The following is a 17,698-nucleotide window of genomic DNA, read 5'->3' as shown; positions in this document are numbered from 1 at the left end:
CATCATGGCCCGGGGTCATTCGGGGGCCGTGTAACGCTCCTCGACCAGTTCCCTGATCCGCGCCCGGCCGGCCTCGACGCCGTCGTCCGACCGCTCGACCTCGGCGACGGCGGCGGACAGTTCCTCGTCCTTGACGCACTCGGCCATCCAGCGCGAGTAGTCGCCCTGACGGCGGTGGAACTGCCAGGTGTCCTCGTCGACGCCCTCGCCCAGCCGGAGGAACAGGTTGAGGTTGTCGGCCTTGAGGTCGAGCCGGTCGTCGGGCCCGCGGAAGCGGAAACTGGAGTCGTCGCCCAACGTCCCGGCCGCATATTTCCGGATATGGCGGCGGCGTTCGTGCTGGGACGGGGTCAGCGTCACCTGGACGGGATCGTCACCGGGCCGCCAGAGCAGCAGTTCACCGGTGTCCAGTTCGCCGGGGACGTCGGGGCGTTCGGCCTGGCTGAAAGCGTCCAGGACACCCCCGGGCTCGGCCCCGACGGCGATGACGGCGGTGAACTCCCCCAGCACCGGCGCGCTGAGCGAATCGGGATGCACGGTGATCGCCAGCATGGCCCCGAGCGTGGCCGTCGACTGCGGGTCGAACCCGTCGGGCAGCAGGTGGTGCGCCTCGTCGATCACCAGCCAGTGCGGCCGCCCGACCCGCCCCCACACGGCCCCGACCCGCATGACCAGCTCCTCGAAGTAGCCGGGCCGGTCGTCGATGGGCACGCCGAGCAGGTTGACCACCACGCTCCTGGACGCGTCGCCGACGATCTGCAGCACCTCGTCGTGCGTCGGGGCACGCCGCGGGTCGCCGAGCACGACGGCGTCGCCGAGCCCTTCGGCGTAGTCGCCCTCGGGGTCGATGAGGCAGATCTGGTAACCCGCTTCGTGGATACGCTCGACGAGCGCCGCCGCGACGGTCGACTTCCCGCTGTGCGACGGCCCGGCGATCAGAATGCGCTCGCCGTGAGCCCTGACGTGAACGTCGTCGCCGAGCAGGATGTCGTGCCGGTCGAGCGGGACGTGCGCGAGGTCCTCATCGACGATCAGCCGGACGAGCTCGGTGACATCGTCGACGACCAGGTCGCAACTCTCCTTGAGCGCCGGGATCGCGCCGCCGACGGCGACCGCGCACTCGCAGGCGGCGAGGAAGGCGTGGTCGTTCTCCGCGTCCCCGACCCCGACGACGCTGTGCGCAGAAAGACCGAGCTCGGCGAGCGCGACCCCGAGCCCGCTGGCCTTGTTGACGCCGGGCGGCAGCACCATGACCGCGCCCTTGTTGAAGACGATCTGTAACTCCAGCCCGAGGTCACGGATGACGTCGAGCACCGTGCTCTCGTGCGGCTGCCACGTGGCGACGACGCCCGCGCCGACGTGCAACGGCTCGACCCCGCGCTCACGCAGCCGCTCGACGAACTCGGCCGGCGGCGGATCGGCGAGCAGGACCCGCTCCCGCTCCTCCGGCCGGTAGAGCAGCGCCCCGTTCTCGGCGACGACACGGTCGAACAGGTCGAGCCGGGGGAAGACGTCGAGGAGGTCGTCGAGGTGACGCCCGGTCACCAGGACCAGCCGCCGCCCCGACCGGGCCAGCCGGTCGAGCGCCTCGACGGTTCCGTCGTCGACGCGGCCGTCGACGGCGATGGTGCCGTCGTAGTCACATGCCAGTGCGTGAAAGCGCATGAACGTCGGCTGCCCCCGTCAGCGGGCCTGAACCGGCGTTGCCCGGGGATCGCCTCAAGGATTTCGTCCCGCCACAAGGACGAAGCCTGGGGCGCTCCTTTCCCGAGGAGGAACGCCCGATGCGACGGTCCGTCAGGACCGCATCAGCTTCGTCGGCTCGTTCCGAACGGGGTGAAGATGAACGTGTCCCCGAACCTGCCGGTGCCGCAACGGGCCGCCAGCAGGGTCGGTTCCTCATACATGGCCGATTCGCCCAACGGGCCGCGTCCGTTCCAGAAGTGGAAGAAGACCATGGGGTCGGCGACGTTCTCGTAATGGTCGAACATGACCCGGAGGGCGACCTCGTCGCCGTACAGGCCGGGTCGGCGCAGTGCGTCGTTGAGCTGGGCGAGGAGGTAGTCGCGGATCTCCTCCGCCGAGCGCAGGGTCATCGGTCCCTCAGGGAGGTGATCGCGCCGCCCAGGTGGTCGGCCAGGTGGGTGATGGCGGAGACCGTCCGGGTCGTCGGGTCGTCGGCTTCGCCGCCCATCGCCCTGGCCCGTCGATACGCCGCCTTGACCTCCTCCCACCGCGCCTTCTGCGTGTCCGTCAGCACCCCCCGCAGCTCCGCCAGCTTCAGCAGGTTCGCCTCCGCCCCCGAGGTCAGCGTCTGCGCCTCCCCCAGGTAGTGGTCGTCGATGATCGCTTCGAGTTCGGCGTCGGTCAGCACCGGCACCACCCGCTGCGCGAGCTTGTTCATGTTCCGGTACGACCCCTGCAACAAGAAGGGGGGTTCGGTCCGGCTGGCGTCGGACTGGGCGGCGGAAGCGATGTAGGCCCGGTTGTTGGCCAGCACCACCTCCTGCAGCCGCAGCATCTTGCGCAACACGCTGAGGATCTGGTCGAGTTCGACCGTGCTGTAGGGATGCGCCAGCTGGTCGGCGCTGCCCTCCCCGCGAGCCAGCCGCACCAGCTTTTCCACCTCGCCGTGATCGGACACGGGAGCGAGCACGGAGTTGGCCGTCAGGGCGTTCTCGATGTAGCTCAGTGCGAACAGGTCGTCCTTCCCGCTCAGCACCTCGCCCAGGTTCCACACGTCAGCACGGTTCGCCAGCATGTCGGGGACGCGGAACACCTGGCCCGACTCGGTGTACGGGTTGCCGGCCATGCAGACCGCGAACCGTTTCCCCCGAAGGTCGTACGTCCGGGCCGTCCCGTTCCACACGCCTTCCATCCGGCGCTGCGCGTCGCACAACGAGATGAACTTCTGCAGCAGTTCGGGTGAGGTGTGCTGGATGTCGTCCAGGTAGAGCAGCACGTTGCTGCCCATCTCCAGCGCGAACGAGATCTTCTCGACCTCCGACCGGGAGGTCGCGTCGGGTGCGTCCGCCGGGTCGACCGAGGTCACCTCGTGTCCGAGGGCGGGGCCGTTGACCTTGACGAACACCAGGCCGAGGCGGCTGGCGACGTACTCCATCAGGGTCGTCTTGCCGTAGCCGGGCGGGGAGATCAGCAGCAGCAGGCCCATGCCGTGGTCGAGCTGCTTGGCCAGGTTGTCGCCGATCAGCGGCAGGTAGACCTGGTCGATCAGCCCGTTGCGGACGAAGGAGTCCATCACCTTGGGGCGGTATTCGTCCAGGCGCAGGCGTTTCTTCTCGCCGGCCACCAGTTCGGCGCGGCGCCGCTGGTAGTCCCGGTACGCCGGGACCCGCTCCGACCGGAAGATCCTCGTCCGGGCGAGGAACTCGTCGAGGCGCAGCGGCAGGGAGCGGCCCTGGATGCGCGGGTGGGCGCCCAGGAGTCCTTCGACGACGCCGTCGAGGGTGGCGGCGGAGTCGTAGCGGGGCAGGTCGCACAGCAGCAGCGCGACGGCCTCGGGCGACGCCTCGCCCTTGCCGAAGGCGGCCAGCCAGGCGCGGGCGAGCTGGATACGGGCGGGCAGCTCCAGGGCCGACAGTTCGGCGGTGAACGCGGCGAAGCGGTCCGCGCCGAGAGCCTCCTCGAAGGCGTCGAGGAACGCGCGGGCGGCCGTCGAGGTGACGAAGCCCGCGGGCGCCGAGGCCAGTTCCTCGATCAGGTAGTCGGCGGCCAGGGAGGCGGGGCCGTCGAGGCAACCGTGGGCTTCGATCGCCGCGGTCAGTTCGGCCGCGAGGGCCTCCAGGGCCGCTGTGCCGCCGCCGAACAACTCCCGGGCGCGGGTGAGGGACTGGGCTCTGACCTCCCAGGTCGGCGACGGGTTCGCGTGCGCCCAGAAGAACTGCGCGGTCGCCCGCGCCGACGGCAGGTGGCGCAGCAGGCCGGCCGAGGCGTGCAGGCGGGTGACGACGTCCAGGATGCGCACGGTGTCGTGGTCGTGCACGCCGCGCTCGTAGCCCTCGTCGTAGCGTGACTCGGCGGCCCGGCGCACGGCTTCGGCCACGTCGCCCTCTACTGGGAACAGCGACGCCGCCAGGTATTCGGCGCGGTAGACCTCCGTCGTCTCCGACACCAGCAGCTGGTCCCAGAAGTGCCGGGTGTCGGCGAAGCCGGTGACGGGGGCGCGGTAGTCGGTGCCGGTGACGGCGTACGACAACGCGCCGTCGTGGGGCACCAGGGTGAGGTCGAGGGGCTGGGTGTTGACGGCGAAGCGGTGGCGGCCGAGTTTCACCGTGTCGCCGTCGAACAGGTCGGTGCGGTCCTTGAGTGCGCGGCCGGCCTCCTGGCGGGCGGCGCGCACCCGGCCGTCGAGTTCGTCGGCGCGGACCGGGTCGCCGAGGTCCCGCAGGTCGGCCGAGACCGCACGCAGTTTGGCGACCATCGGGTCGGCCGCGAAGTAGGCGTTGACCTCGTCGAGCGTCGCCAGGGCCGAGGAGCGGCGGCGCACCGTGCCGAGGATGCGGTCGGCCGAGTCGGCGAGCCGGTCGGCGCGGCGGGCGCGGTCGTCGAGGAGGGTCTGCTTGCGGGCCGAGAACGCCTCGTAGACCTCCTCGCGTTTGCGTTCGAGCTGCCCGAGGAAGTCGTCGAACTCGCCGAAGCGCGATTCCAGTCCCTCGATCTGGAGCAGCAGCCGGCCGAGGCGCTCGTCGCACTTCTCGGGGCTGTCGGCGCCGGTCAGCCCGGCCGTCACGGCCTGGCCGAGGAGGCCGAACTCGGCGGCGAACTCGGCCCGGCCCTCGGCGGCGAGCAGTTCGCGCCGCCGGGCGTCGAGGGTGGCGCGCACACGGTTGATCTCGGCGAGGACCGCGCCGACCTTCTCCAGGATGACGGTACGGGCGGTCGCCTCGACCTCCAGCGTGCCGACCACCTCGATCAGCGCCTCCAGGCCGTCGGACTGGGCGGCCAGCCGTTCGGCCACCGGGGCGGCGTGGGCCACGGTCGTGATCGCCTCGGCCTCCTCCGCGAGGGCGGAGACCGTGGCGTGGAAGTCGGCGAACGCGTCGTCGCGTTGCAGGTCGGCGATCACGTGGGCGGCGGTCTCGGTCACCTCCCGCTCGACGCCGGAGGCGAGGGCGTCGAGGGCCGGGAGGTCGGCGTACCGGCGCTCGCGCAGGGTCACCAGGTGGCCCTGGGCGCGGCGCAGGTCGGCCAGCCGGGTGACGCCGGTCGAGCGGATCGCGGCGACGCGCTCGCGCGCCTCGGCCACCGCCTCGGCGGCGTCCTCGGTGAGGCGCTGGACGTTCTCGAACTCGTCGAGCACCTGCTCGGCGGTGCCCCGCAGGGCCGCGAGCGGCTCGGCGAGGGCGTGTTCGCCGAGCCAGTGGTAGGCGTCGGAGATGCGGTCGCAGGAGGCGATCAGCGCCTCGAAGACGGCCTGCGCGGGCGCCATCTCCTCGACCATGCGGGCCACCGACAGGCAGTCGGAGACACCTCTGACCAGCTCGCCGTTGCCGATGCGCTCCAGCGGGCCGGTGCCGGCCGGGGCGGCCGACTCGACCGCGAACGGGGTGTCCCACACCTGCATGGGGTGGACGCGCGACGGCTCGTCGGAGGTCGCCCGGAACACCACCAGCGTGCCGTCGTCGAACAGCGAGTAGCCGTGGCAGGGCAGCGGGTTGGCGACCTCCTTGCGGATCACGTTGTACGGCAGCAGGAGGTAACGCCCCTCCTCCCGGGCGTGGAAGACGTAGAGCACGTCCTCCTCGCTCCGGATCACCCGCTCGAACTCCAGCGCGGCGACGTCGGTCTCGAACGTCTTGGCCACGCCGGTCGTCAGGTAGTAGCCGCCGGGGAAGATGATCCCCTGGTCCTCGGGGAGCCGCTGGCACGCCTGGCCGATCCCGTCGAGCCGGGTCACGCTCTTGGTCCGGGTGTTGAAGACCAGGTGACGCCACTCGGTCTCCTTGTAGGGCCGGATCTTCAGCAGGATCAGCGGCCCGACCCGCGCGTGGAACACGTCGGCGTCGGCGAGGCTCTGCAGCCGCTCGGTGACCGATTCGGAGTAGACGCCCTCGCCCGACTCGGTGTTGTTCTCGACCTTGATGGTGAGGTCGCCGCCGACGGTCTCGACGAACAGCTCGCCGCCGATGGAGATGTGCGGGTGCCGCCCGAGCACGTGGTCGTCGCGGTTGGTCTCGATCCACTCGAAGTCGTGGGAGGGCGGCAGGACGTGGTCGCGCTCGCCCCGCGAGTCGAGGTAGGACAACACGCCGTCGGCGGTCATCGTCCAGCGCAGCACCCGGACGTCCTGCGGCCCGGTCTGGAAGATCGCCAGGAGCTTCCCGTCGGTCTTCCGCAGCTGGAGCAGCCGGGTGTCCTTGTAGTAGCGGTAGAGCTCGCCGAAGTCCTTCTCGAAGACGGGGTCGCCGAGCACGCTCCCGGAGCCCGAGAAGGTGAACGCGTCGCCGTCGCGCGAGAAGTGGTGGAAGGAGAAGACGTCGGAGACGCTGGTCTGCGGCCGAAGGCCGATGAACACGTTGTAGCCGAAGATCATGGTGTCGCCGGCGGAGACCACGTCCCGGGGCACGCAGTTGTTCTCGGTACGGATGCGCTCGGTCCCCACCAGCCGCATCTCCGAGCCGCCGAACACCGCCAGGCGCCGGGTGTTGAGCTCCTCGGCCCGGCCGGCCAGCTCCTTGGCCTGTTCGGCCAGCCGGGCGCGGAGGATCTCGTAGGTGCCGGCGTCGAGCCCTGTCATTCCCAGGGTCACTTCTCGACCGGGGTGATCGCCGGGGCGGCCCCGTTCTTCATCAGGCCGGCGAGGAACGCCGACACGGTCATGTCGCGGACCGCGCCCGAGTCGACCCCCGACACGATCTTGGCGAGGTCGCCGCTGAGGCTGGCGTCGCCGTTCAGGTAGGGCTCGGCGAGGGTGCGGGCCACCTCGGAGTTGTCGACGAAGCCGTCGATGCTCTTGCCCATGGTCACCGCGCCGACGAGCTTGTCGAAGAAGACGCTGTCGCCGCCGACGATGTCGATGTTGGCCTTCGACAGACCGGCCGACAGCACCTCGGCCTGCGCCTCGGCGACCTTGCGGTGCACCTCGACCCCGGCCAGGCGGATCTCCTTCTCGGCCTCCAGCCGCAGGCGGTACTCCTCGTGGACGCGGCTCGCGTCGGACATCGCGGCCAGCGCGGCGGCCTTCTCGGTGAGACCCTCGGCCTCGGCCTTCAGCTTCTCCCCGACCATCATCGCGGCGGCCACGGCCTTGGCCTGCTCGCCGTCGGCCTCGGCCTTCAGCCGCTCGCGGGTGCCCTCGGCGGACGCCAGCGCCTTCTCGCGCTCGACGATCGCCTCGGCCTTGCCGACCTTCTCGATCGCGGCAGCGGCGCGCTCCTTGACCTGCACCTCGGCCAGGCCGGTCGCGGCGGCCTCGGCCTGCACACCCTCGGCGAGGCGGATCTTGGCGCGGGCGTCGAGCTCGGCGGCCTGCTGGCGCGACTCGGCCAGCACCAGCGCCTCGCGCGCCTTGAACTTGGACGCGGCCTCGGCGGCCTCGGCGGCCTTGATGTCCTTGACCAGGTTCTCCTGCGCCTCGGCCTCGGCGGCGATGATGACCGACTGGCGGGTGCGCTCGGCCTCCTCGATGACGCGCAGGCGCTTGATCTGCTCCTCCTGCTCGGCCACCGTCTTCTCGACCGCGATGCGCTCGCGCATGACCTCGGCGATCGAGCGCTTCTCGACCTCGAGCTCCTTCTCCTTGGCGATGCGCGACAACTCGGTCTCCCGCTCGCGGGCGATGACCTCCAGCAGCCGGTCCTTCTCGATGCGCTCGCTCTCGATGGCGATCACGCGCTCGCGGTTCTTCTCGGCGACGGCGACCTCGCGGGCCTTGTTCTCGCTCTGGACGCCGATCTGCTCGTCGGTCTTGATCGCCGCGGCCTGGGCCTTGAGGCGCTCCTCGGCGCGCACCCGGGAGATCTCGGCCTCCTCGCGGGCCCGCATGGTCTCGACCTCGCGCTTCTGCTTGATCTCGGCGTCGGCCTGGCGGCGCTCCAGTTCGAGGATGGCCTCCCGGGCGTCGACGTTCTGCCGGGTGATCTCCTTCTCCTCGTTGCGCTGGAACTCGTTGGTCCGCACGTGCTCGATCGCCGTCAGCTCGGTGATCTTGCGGATGCCCTGGGCGTCGAGGATGTTGGCCGGGTCGAGCTTCGACAGCGGGGTCTGCTCCAGGTAGTCGATGGCCGCGTCCTCCAGCGAGTAGCCGTTGAGGTCGGTGCCGATGACGCGGATGATCTGGTCGCGGAACTCGTCGCGCTGGGTGTAGAGGTCGACGAAGTCGAGCTGCTTGCCGACGGTCTTGAGGGCCTCGGAGAACTTGGCGTTGAAGAGGGTCTGGAGGGTGCCCTCGTCGCTGGCGCGGGCGGTGCCGATGGCCTGGGCGACCTTCACGACGTCCTCGGCGGTCTTGTTCACCCGCACGAAGAACGTGATCTTGATGTCGGCGCGGATGTTGTCACGGCAGATCAGGCCCTCGTGGCCCGAGCGCTCGATCTCGATGGTCTTCACCGAGATGTCCATGAACTCGGCCTTGTGCAGCACCGGTAAGACCACGGCGCCGGTGAAGGTGACGTCGACCCGGCGCACCTTCGACACGATCAGGGCCTTGCCCTGCTCAACCTTGCGGAACAGCCGGCTGACCACGATCACCAGTGCGATGACGACGATCAGCACGACCGCGATGAATATGCCGGCTCCCGCCGAGATGACGTCCATGAACTACAGGCCCCCTTCATAAGGCATGACCCAGAAGAACTCGCCTTCCGCGTCATATTGGAAGATCAGCGCGGCCCCGCCCGCGCGGAAGACGTCGGCGCCGGTCTGGCGCACCTGGATGACCGAGGCCGAGCCGTCGACGGCGCGGATCTCGGCCTGCCCGAAGTCGGTGGAGACCGACTGGGTTCTGATGACGCAGATCTGCCCGACGAAGTCGTGCCGTGAGGGCACCTTCTCGGGCGCGGGCGTGAGGCGGCGTACCAGGAACGCGGCGCCGAGGCCCACGACGAGCGCGGCGGCCAGGACGACCCAGCCGAGCGCGGGCAGCAGCACGGATCCGGCCAGCGCCGCGAACCACCCGGCGGTCACGAACCCGGAGACCTCGGCCGCGGGAAGACCGTCGAGGTCGACCACGCCGAAGGCCACCAGCAGCCAGAACCCGATGACGACGATCAGCGCGAAGCTGAACAGGACAGCCGGGAAACCCAATGCGGCGCCCAGAAAATCGCGCAACGTTTTATCCCCCATCTTGCAAACGAGGAATCTATCAGCGCGGTTCCGCATGGAATAGGTCCATTTATGCCCTACGCCCCTGGCGGGCAATAGCCCAAATCCCCAGCGCCGCCAGCGCGGCGATCTCCGTGAACACCAGGCCGCGCTCCACCGCCCCGAGCCCGACCGGCATCGCCCGCCACCACGGGATGCCGTCGCGGGCGGCGGTGTAACCGACCAGCACGATCCCGGCGATCCACACCACGGCACCGAGCCCGAGCGCCGCCGCCACCCTCGCCATCGTGTCGCGCCACGGCCGGGCCAGCAGCAGCACGGCGACCGGCAGGCAGACGAAGGCGACCACGCTGCCGACGCGGTGCACCGACCCGGAGAACGACGGCCCGAGCGACCAGTCGTGCTTGGGGAAGGTCGCCACGATCAGCAGCCCGAGGCTCCACCCGGCCAGCGCGACCAGGCCCATCGGGCGGGCGCGGCGCTGCGCGGCGAGGGTCGCCCCGATGCCGAGCGAGCCCAGCGCGATCAGCGCCACCGAGAGCCCGAACAACCAGGCGTGCTCGCCGAGCTGGTGTTCGCTGATCGTCCGGCGCCTCAGGTCGATGCCCGAGGAGAACTCGAGGGTCAGGATGGCGGCGGCGGCCACGGCGATGGCGCCGAGACCGGCCTGGGCGGGAACGCGCATGCTCTCTAAAATGCCACCATGCTCGTGGTGCAGCGGGTGGTGACTCGCTGGTCCAAGGCCGGCCGCGGTGCGGCCGCGGCCACGCTGCGGGGGTCGCTGCCGGATCGGGTGCCGCTGCCGGCCTGCACGGGAGAGGTCGTCTTCCACGACGTGCTGCTCTCACCGCGCGCCGAGACCCTCCGCGAACTCGCCCTGCCCGCGACCATGGCGGGCCTGCGCGTGGAGCCCGGCGGCCGGGTGTCGCGGGCCGCCGTGTTCGCCGCGTATCCGCGCGGGCGGCGGCCGGTCGAGCTGTTCACCCTCGCCCCCGGCCAGCGGGCCCGCTATCGGGCCAACTTCCGGTTCAGCGGCCACAGCCTGGAGTGGTACTACGAGCAGTGGACCGTCACCCTCGCCCACGGAGTCGGGCTGGAGGGCGGGTTCGACCACGAGGTCGACGACCGCGTCAGCCTCTATCCCTGAGGGTCTTCAGCGCGCGGTCGGCGTGGTCGGTCATCATGACCTCGTTGTGGATGACGTCGAGCACCGTGAAGTCGGTGTCGATGACGAAGGTGACGCGCCGGGTGACGAACGGCCCGACGGCGACGGTCCGGCGCACCCCCATCTGCTTGGCCACCACGCCCTCCTCGTCGGACAGCAGCGGGTAGCCGAGCGAGTTGGTCTCGGCGAACAACTTCTGCCGTTTCACCTTGTCTTTGCTGATCCCGACGCGGACCGCTCCAACCGCTTTGAATTCGGCGGCGAGGTCACGGAAGTAGCAGGTCTCGGCGGTGCATCCGGAGGTCATCGCCGCCGGGTAGAAGAAGAGCACCACGGGCCCCTCTTCGAGGAACTCGCTCAGGCGACGGGTCTCCCCGTTCTCGTCCGGAAGCGCGAAGTCCGCGACGAGCTCACCGATTTTCATGGATCAATTTCTACCAGTGCGGGGTGTCGGGAATCATCCACCCGAACCACCACATCCGCCCAATCCTGCGGCCTGACCTCATCGGCGTAGCGTTCGAAGGCGGGCAACGTCCATTGTTCGCTTGTACGCCGTTCGAGCGCCTTCTTCGAAAGGCTCAGGTGAACGGAGAAATCGAGGGGCAGCCCCTGCCCGAGGAGCAGCGGCCCGTCGAGCACGACCACCGCGTTCTCCGGCACCACCTGGTAGGGCGCCCGGGTGGCCCGGTCTCTCACCGGGTCCCACAACGAGGGCACGACCCGGCCGGTGCCGCCGGGTTCGAGCGGCTGGAGCACCTCCCGGGTCAGGCCCTTCACGTCGAGCCAGCCGTCGTAGTAGGAGTCGGGGTCGTGCCGGCCGAACTCGTAGCGGAGCGAGGCGGCCCGCAGGAAATCCCTGGCCGAAACCCGGAGCACGTGCCGATGGACCCGCAGCCTCTCGGCGACCAGGTCGGCCAGCTCCCACGGCCGGGCCGCGTCGGCGCCGTCGATCGCCGCCCGCACCCAGCCGGGCCGGTCGGCGATCATCGCGACCAGCTCGGCGACGAGCCCTTCGACGGAGACCGGCCGCACACCCATCTGGCCATCATGCCGCCCTAAAGTGGGCGGATGGGCATGGTGAACACGGTCGGGCTGGTCCTGCATCCGCGCCGCGACTCCAAAGAGGCCATCGACACGATCATCGAGTGGGCCCGCGGACGCGGCGTCACGGTGGTCGGGCTGCCCGAGGAGGTCGGGCGGATCGACTGCAGCGCCCTGCCCGTCGGGCCCGCCGAACTGGCCGCGCGCTCCGACCTGATGGTCAGCCTCGGCGGCGACGGCACCATGCTGCGGGCGATGCGGCTGATCGCCGGGCTGCCGACGCCGGTGCTCGGCGTCAACCTGGGCAAACTCGGCTTCCTCGCCGAGATCGACGTCGAGGAACTGCCTCCAGCGCTGACGGCCATCGACGGCCACGAGCACTTCGTCGAGGCGCGGATGGCCATCCGGACCCTGCTGCCCGACGACGGCGAGGTGCTGGCGTTCAACGACATCGCGCTGGTCCGGCACCCCGGCGACGGGATGGCGGCCGTGGCGGTGTCGGTGGCGGGGCATCCGTTCGTCCGGCTGGCGGCCGACGCGGTGATCGTGGCGACCTCGACCGGGTCGACGGCCTACAGCTTCTCGGCCGGCGGGCCGATCGTCTCCCCCAACGTCGAGGGTTTCCTGGTGGTGCCGGCGGCGGCCCACTCGACGTTCAACCGGGCGCTGGTGCTCTCGGCCGACGAGGAGGTGACGCTGGAGGTGCTGCCGACCAGCGGGCACATCGCGGTCGAGGTCGACGGCACGATCGCCGGGCACCTGTCCCCCGGGCACCGGATCACCGTCACGGCGGTGCGGGCGGCGGCCCGGGTGGTGCGGCTGGGCACGACCTCGTTCTACGAGCGGGCCCGGCGCAAGCTGCGCGTCAACGGCAGCGCCGAGGTCGACTAGCCGCCGACCTCGTCGAGCCGGGCCCGCAGGTGGCGGCGTTCCGGTTCGCTGCCGGCCAGCTCCAGGGCCTCGCGGAAGGCCCGCGCCGCCTCGGCCGGGCGGCCCAGCCGGCGCAGCAGCTCGCCCCGGGCGGCCGGGAAGACGTGCAGGCCGCGCAGCCGGGGCTCCCCGGCCAGGTCGTCGAGCAGGGCCAGGCCCGCCTCCGGGCCGTCGCGCATGGCGACGGCGACCGCCCGGTTCAGGTCGACCACGGGCGAGGGGGTCAGCGACCGGAGGACGTCGTACAGGCCGACGATCTGGGGCCAGTCGGTCGGCTCCTCGTCGTGCAGGGCGGCGATGGCGGCCTGCACGCCGTAGGGGCCCGGCGGGCCGCCGGTCAGGGCGGCCACGACCAGGGGCTCCCCCTCGTCGATCATGGCGCGGTCCCACAGGGAGCGGTCCTGGTCTTCCAGCAGGACCAGGCCGCCGTCGGGGCCGGTGCGGGCGGCGCGGCGGGCGTGGGTGAGCAGCATCAGCGCCAGCAGGCCGGTGACCTCGCGTTCGCCCGGCAAAAGGCGGTGCAGGATGCGGGCCAGGCGCAGCGCCTCCTCGGCCAGGTCGTGGCGGACGAGATCGGGGCCCGCGCTGGCGGCGTAGCCCTCGGTGAAGATCGAGTAGATCGCGCGCAGCACGCCGGGCAACCGCGCCGGGAGCTCGTGGACGTCGGGCACCCGGAACGGGATGCGCGCCCCGCTGATCTTCTTCTTGGCCCTGACCAGGCGTTTGGCCATGGTCTCGACCGGGACCAGATAGGCCCGCGCCACCTCGACGGTGGTCAGGCCGGCCAGGTAGCGCAGGGTGAGCGCGCCCCGGTCGGCCTCCGGCAGCGCCGGGTGGGAGCAGGTGAAGAACAACCGCAGCCGCTCGTCGGGCAGCACGCCGTCGACCACCGGCGGCCCCGCCCGGTCGGCCTCGACCTGGAGCAGGGCCAGCCGGGCGGCGTACGTCTGGTCGCGGCGCAGCCGGTCGACGGCGCGGCGGCGGGCGGTGGTCATCAGCCAGGCCCCCGGGCTGGCCGGCACCCCGTCGAGCGGCCACCGGACCAGGGCGGCCTCGATCGCCTCCGAGGTGACCTCCTCGGCCAGGTCGAGGTCGCCGAACCGCCGGACGAGCGCGGCCAGCAGCCGGCCGCGCTCCTCACGGAAGATCGCCTCGACCGACGCGTTGACGTCGCCGGTCACGGGCGTCAGGGGAAGTCGACGATCGGGCGGACCACCATCCGGCCGCCGAAGCGCGCCCCCGGGCACTTCGCGGCCCAGTCGGTCGCGGCGTCGAGGTCGGGCACGTCGATGAGGTAGTAGCCCCCCAGCACCTCGTGCGTCTCGGCGAAGGGACCGTCGGTGACGACCGTCTCGCCGCCGTCGGTGAGCTGGACGGTCGTGGTGAGGCTCTGGTCGGCCAGCGGGGCCCCGCCGACGTAGACGCCGGCGTCGGTGAGCGCCTTGCCGTAGACCATCCAGTCTTCGGTCGTGCACTTCTCGCTGGCGCCGTGGATCAGCAGCATGTATTTCATCAGTACACCTCGCATTCCCGCAGCACGACCGCGCCGCCCTCCCACGAACCCGGACACCTGGCCGCCCAGTCGAGGGCGGTCTCCTTGTCGGGCACGTCGAGGACGTAGTAGCCGCCGAGGACCTCCCGGGTCTCCGCGAACGGGCCGTCGGTCACGACCCGCTCGGCGCCGTCGACGCGGACCGTGGTGGCCTGGGCGACGTCGGTGAGGGACTCGCCGGAGATGTAGATCCCGGCTTCCTTGACCGACTTGTCATAGTTCATCCAGGCTTCGAAGTCGCCCGCCGCGCCGCCGCTGTAGATCAAGAGCATGTATTTCACGAACTCGTGCTCCTCTGTTCTCGTGGTCTGACGGGATGACGACGAACGGGCCCGCGCCGGATGGACACCCGCGCGGAAGAACTTTTCTCCGACGCTACAACCGCCTAGCGTCCCCTCATGCCGACCGTGCACAACGCCGCCCTCCGCGGCCGCCCCGGACGCTGGACGCTCACCGCCGAGCGGGGCCGCCTCACCTCGATCACCCCCGACACCGGAACCGCCTCGGGCCTCGACGCCGAGGGCAACCTCGTCACCGAGCCGTTCGTGGACGCCCACCTCCACCTCTGCAAGGTCCACACGCTCGACCTGGCGGGCGGGGGGCCGCTGGCGGCGTACACGAAGGGGACCATGGGCGCGGCCATGGACGCCATCGACGGCGCCGCGGCCGTGAAGGCCCATCAGACCGAGGAGGCCGTCACCACGCGGGCGCGGTCGGCCCTGGTCGAGTCGGTGCGGCACGGGGTGCGGGCGGTGCAGGCGTTCGCCGACGTCGACCCGGTCGCCGGGCTGACCGGGGTGAAGGCGCTGCTGGCGCTGAAGGCGGAGTTCCGCGAGTTCGTCGACGTCAGGGTGGTCGCCTTCCCGCAGGACGGCCTGCTGAAGGCCCCCGGCACCGAGGAGCTGATCGAGGAGGCCGTCGCCCTGGGCGCCGACGTGGTCGGCGGCATCCCGTGGATCGAGTTCACCGACGCCGACGCCGCCGAGCACGTGCGGCGTCTGGTGGCGCTGGCGAAGCGCACCGGAAAGCGGGTCGCGATGCTCGTGGACGACGCGGGCGACCCCGGCCTGCGCACCACGGAGACGCTGGCCGCCGAACTGCTCGCCCACGGCATGGCGGGCCGCGCCAGCGCCCAGCACGCCCGCGCGATGGCCCTCTACCCCGAGCCCTACCTGCGCCGGCTGACCGGCCTGCTCACCAAGGCGGGCCTCGGCCTGGTCAGCGACCCGCACACCGGCCCCCTGCACCTGCCGGTGTTCCCGCTGACCGACGCCGGGGTGCCGGTCGCGCTCGGCCAGGACGACATCGAGGACGCCTACTACCCCTTCGGCCGCCACAACCTGCTGGAGGTCGCCTTCCTGGCCGCCCACACGCTCGGCCCGACCCGCCTCGACGACCTGTACGACATGATCACCACCACCGCCGCCCGGGTGATCGGCCGGGAGCCGGAGGGCCTCAAGGAGGGCGCCGCGGCCGACTTCGTCGTCCTCGACGGCACGACGATCAGGGAGGCGCTGACCCGCCACAACCCGCCCCGCCACGTCGTGGTGGGCGGCCGGGTGGTCGCCTCGACGAACTCGGCGACCCACTTTCCCGCGTTCCCCGGAAAATCGGCGTAACCCCCTTTATGGTGAGGTCTCGGTGCGGAGTGACCCGTGTACGGACGGTCACCGCAAGAGATCTTTCCCCTGATGGAGGCCCCGTGCAGGCGGACGACCTGGCCGGGCTGGCGACCGACGAGCGGTTCCGCCTGCTCAAAGCACGGTTCCGGCGACTGGCGCTGACGATCGTTGGAGCGTTCCTGGGCTGGTACTTCCTGTACATCGCCCTGTCGGCCTTCGCCCGCGACTTCATGGCCCTGCCCGCGATCGGCAACGTCAACGTCGCGCTGCTGCTCGGGGTGCTGCAGTTCGTCTCGACGTTCGCGCTGGCCTGGCGCTACACCCGTTACGCCCGCCGCATGCTCGACCCGCTGTCGGCCGAGCTGCGCGACGAGGCCGGGCAGCGCCAGGCCCAACGCGAGCGGGAGCGCCGCATCCTGGCCGAGCGCCACCGCATCGAGAACTGGACGCGCCGATGACCATCGGGCTGTTCGCCGTCTTCATCGTGATCACCCTCGGGGTGACGATCTGGGCCCGCGTCAACACCAAGGGCACCGACGACTTCTACGCGGGCGGCCGCACGTTCTCGGGGGCGCAGAACGGGCTGGCCCTGGCCGGCGACTACATGTCGGCGGCGTCGTTCCTCGGCATCGCCGGCATCATCGCGTTGTCGGGTTACGACGGGTTCCTCTACTCCATCGGCTTCCTGGTGGCGTGGCTGCTGACGCTGCTGCTGGTCGAGCTGATGCGCAACGCGGGCCGGTTCACCATGGCCGACGTGTTGTCCTACCGGGGCGGGAAGCGGCCGATGGTGCGCACCGCCGCCGCCGTCTCGACGGTGACCGTGTCGGTGTTCTACCTGGTCGCGCAGATGGTCGGGGCGGGCGCGCTGGTGTCGCTGCTGCTCGGCATCCACCCGGGCGAGACGTTCATGGGCATCTCGCCGGAGGCCGCCAAGGTCATCACGATCCTGGTCGTCGGCATGATGATGATCTTCTACGTCAGCTACGGCGGCATGAAGGGCACCACCTGGGTGCAGATCATCAAGGCCGTGCTGCTGATGGCCGGGACCACCGCGCTGACCGTCCTGGTGCTCAGCCGGTTCGGCTTCAACCCGAGCGAGATGCTGGGCGCGGCCGACGCCCGCAGCGGGAAGCCCGGCGAGTTCCTGAACCCCGGCCAGCGCTTCGCGAAGGACGCCGACGGCATCATCGGCGTCCTCGACTTCGTCAGCCTGGCGGTCGCGCTGGTGCTCGGCACGGCCGGGCTGCCGCACATCGTCGGCCGGTTCTTCACCGTGCCCGACGCGCGGGCCGCCCGCACCTCGGTCAACTGGGCGATCGGCCTGGTCGGCGCCTTCTACCTGATGACCCTCGCGCTCGGGTTCGGGGCGACCGCGCTGGTCGGGCAGCAGGCCATCACCGCGCAGGACCCGTCGGGCAACACCGCCGCGCTGCAGCTCGCGCAGGCGGTCGGCGAATCGGTGGCCGGGCCGGTCGGCGGGGAGATCCTGCTCGCCTTCATCGGCGCGGTGGCGTTCGCGACGATCCTGGCCGTGGTGTCGGGGCTGGTGCTGGCGTCGTCGACGTCGCTGGCGCACGACTTCTTCGGGCACGTGCTGATGTTCGGCAAGCCGAAGGAGTCGCAGGAGGTCGCGGTGGCGCGCTTCTCGGCGTTCGTCATCGGGGTGTTCGCGGTGTTCCTGGCCGTGCTGGTGCGCGACATGAACGTGGCGTTCCTGGTGGCGCTGGCCTTCGCGATGGCCGCCTCGGCCAACCTGCCGGCGATCGTGTTGTCGCTGTTCTGGCGGCGCTTCAACTCGACCGGCGTGGTCTGCGGCGTCTACGGCGGACTGCTGGGCTCGATCGTGCTCGTGGCGCTGTCGCCGGTGCTGTCGGGCGGGCCGCGCTCGCTGCTGCCGCCGCCGGTCGACTTCCACGTGTTCCCGCTGGAGAACCCGGGGCTGGTGTCGATCCCGTTCGCGTTCCTGTGCGCGGTCGCCGGCACGCTGCTGAGCAGGGAGAAGGCCGACCCGGGCCGCTATTCGGAGTTGTCGGTGCGGGCCCTCACCGGCGCCGGGGCCCACGGTCAGTCGGCGAAGAATGTCGGTGGCGGTCGTTAGCGTGG

16 protein-coding genes are annotated in these 17,698 nt (G+C 71.0%); 5 read left to right on the top strand and 11 right to left on the bottom strand.

Going from position 1 to position 17,698, the window contains the following annotated elements; translation table 11 throughout:
• Positions 1 to 15: 15 nt before the first annotated feature.
• The 6 genes from AW274_RS29395 to AW274_RS29370 form a co-directional block, all read right to left on the bottom strand.
• Positions 16 to 1,665, bottom strand: coding sequence for an HAD family hydrolase (locus AW274_RS29395; protein ID WP_062438692.1), 1,650 nt, complete (start codon positions 1,663 to 1,665; stop codon positions 16 to 18).
• A gap of 143 nt (positions 1,666 to 1,808) precedes the next feature.
• Positions 1,809 to 2,096, bottom strand: coding sequence for a hypothetical protein (locus AW274_RS29390; protein ID WP_062438689.1), 288 nt, complete (start codon positions 2,094 to 2,096; stop codon positions 1,809 to 1,811).
• Positions 2,093 to 6,757, bottom strand: a complete 4,665-nt coding sequence (locus AW274_RS29385; protein ID WP_062438685.1) for a DNA repair ATPase — start codon at positions 6,755 to 6,757, stop codon at positions 2,093 to 2,095. The genes AW274_RS29390 and AW274_RS29385 overlap by 4 nt, the downstream gene beginning before the upstream one ends.
• Positions 6,758 to 6,765: 8 nt before the next feature.
• Complete coding sequence (locus AW274_RS29380; protein WP_062438681.1) at positions 6,766 to 8,775, bottom strand: flotillin family protein; 2,010 nt, start codon at positions 8,773 to 8,775, stop codon at positions 6,766 to 6,768.
• A 3-nt stretch (positions 8,776 to 8,778) separates the two neighbouring features.
• On the bottom strand, positions 8,779 to 9,288 hold the full coding sequence (locus AW274_RS29375; RefSeq protein WP_063813690.1) for a hypothetical protein: 510 nt from the start codon (positions 9,286 to 9,288) through the stop codon (positions 8,779 to 8,781).
• Between the two features lie 64 nt (positions 9,289 to 9,352).
• Complete coding sequence (locus AW274_RS29370) at positions 9,353 to 9,967, bottom strand: DUF998 domain-containing protein (RefSeq protein ID WP_062438672.1); 615 nt, start codon at positions 9,965 to 9,967, stop codon at positions 9,353 to 9,355.
• An 18-nt stretch (positions 9,968 to 9,985) separates the two neighbouring features.
• On the opposite strand from AW274_RS29370, the gene AW274_RS29365 reads away from it, so the two are divergent.
• A complete protein-coding gene (locus tag AW274_RS29365) occupies positions 9,986 to 10,429 on the top strand; it encodes a hypothetical protein (protein ID WP_062438667.1) in 444 nt (147 codons plus the stop codon).
• On the opposite strand, the gene AW274_RS29360 is transcribed toward AW274_RS29365, so the two are convergent.
• Together AW274_RS29360 and AW274_RS29355 are read right to left on the bottom strand one after the other, a co-directional pair.
• Positions 10,413 to 10,871: a peroxiredoxin gene (locus AW274_RS29360; protein WP_062438664.1), complete on the bottom strand. Its 459-nt coding sequence runs from the start codon at positions 10,869 to 10,871 to the stop codon at positions 10,413 to 10,415. The genes AW274_RS29365 and AW274_RS29360 overlap by 17 nt on opposite strands.
• Positions 10,868 to 11,485, bottom strand: coding sequence for a nucleoside/nucleotide kinase family protein (locus AW274_RS29355; protein ID WP_062438660.1), 618 nt, complete (start codon positions 11,483 to 11,485; stop codon positions 10,868 to 10,870). The genes AW274_RS29360 and AW274_RS29355 overlap by 4 nt, the downstream gene beginning before the upstream one ends.
• Before the next feature lie 30 nt (positions 11,486 to 11,515).
• Between AW274_RS29355 and AW274_RS29350 the strand changes: the two genes are divergently transcribed.
• Positions 11,516 to 12,379 carry an NAD(+)/NADH kinase gene (locus tag AW274_RS29350; protein ID WP_232320472.1) on the top strand — a complete coding sequence of 288 codons (864 nt, stop codon included), beginning with the start codon at positions 11,516 to 11,518 and terminating at the stop codon, positions 12,377 to 12,379.
• On the opposite strand, the gene AW274_RS29345 is transcribed toward AW274_RS29350, so the two are convergent.
• The 3 genes from AW274_RS29345 to AW274_RS29335 are packed head-to-tail and all read right to left on the bottom strand — an operon-like array spanning position 12,376 to position 14,242.
• Positions 12,376 to 13,599: an RNA polymerase sigma factor gene (locus AW274_RS29345; RefSeq protein ID WP_198169482.1), complete on the bottom strand. Its 1,224-nt coding sequence runs from the start codon at positions 13,597 to 13,599 to the stop codon at positions 12,376 to 12,378. The two genes, AW274_RS29350 and AW274_RS29345, sit on opposite strands and share 4 nt — an antisense overlap.
• A gap of 5 nt (positions 13,600 to 13,604) precedes the next feature.
• A complete protein-coding gene (locus tag AW274_RS29340) occupies positions 13,605 to 13,931 on the bottom strand; it encodes a YciI family protein (protein ID WP_062438657.1) in 327 nt (108 codons plus the stop codon).
• The gene (locus tag AW274_RS29335) at positions 13,931 to 14,242 is read right to left on the bottom strand and encodes a YciI family protein (protein WP_232320514.1); all 312 of its coding nucleotides are present in this window, start codon (positions 14,240 to 14,242) and stop codon (positions 13,931 to 13,933) included. The genes AW274_RS29340 and AW274_RS29335 overlap by 1 nt, the downstream gene beginning before the upstream one ends.
• A 126-nt stretch (positions 14,243 to 14,368) precedes the next feature.
• Here AW274_RS29335 and AW274_RS29330 point away from each other — a divergent pair, with 126 nt between their 5' ends.
• From AW274_RS29330 to AW274_RS29320, 3 genes are all read left to right on the top strand, one after another.
• The gene (locus tag AW274_RS29330; protein ID WP_062438650.1) at positions 14,369 to 15,589 is read left to right on the top strand and encodes an amidohydrolase family protein; all 1,221 of its coding nucleotides are present in this window, start codon (positions 14,369 to 14,371) and stop codon (positions 15,587 to 15,589) included.
• Positions 15,590 to 15,672: 83 nt separating this feature from the next.
• Positions 15,673 to 16,050 carry a DUF485 domain-containing protein gene (locus tag AW274_RS29325; RefSeq protein WP_063813688.1) on the top strand — a complete coding sequence of 126 codons (378 nt, stop codon included), beginning with the start codon at positions 15,673 to 15,675 and terminating at the stop codon, positions 16,048 to 16,050.
• Positions 16,047 to 17,693 (top strand): monocarboxylic acid transporter, encoded by a 1,647-nt coding sequence (locus AW274_RS29320; RefSeq protein WP_062438646.1) that lies wholly within the window; start codon positions 16,047 to 16,049, stop codon positions 17,691 to 17,693. The genes AW274_RS29325 and AW274_RS29320 overlap by 4 nt, the downstream gene beginning before the upstream one ends.
• Positions 17,694 to 17,698 lie beyond the last annotated feature (5 nt).

Origin of the sequence: Herbidospora daliensis (assembly GCF_001570585.1) — a bacterium.
Classification (GTDB): Bacteria; Actinomycetota; Actinomycetes; order Streptosporangiales; family Streptosporangiaceae; genus Herbidospora; species Herbidospora daliensis.
Note: the sequence above shows the minus strand (reverse complement) of the source record. Positions and strands in the feature narration are given on the sequence as shown.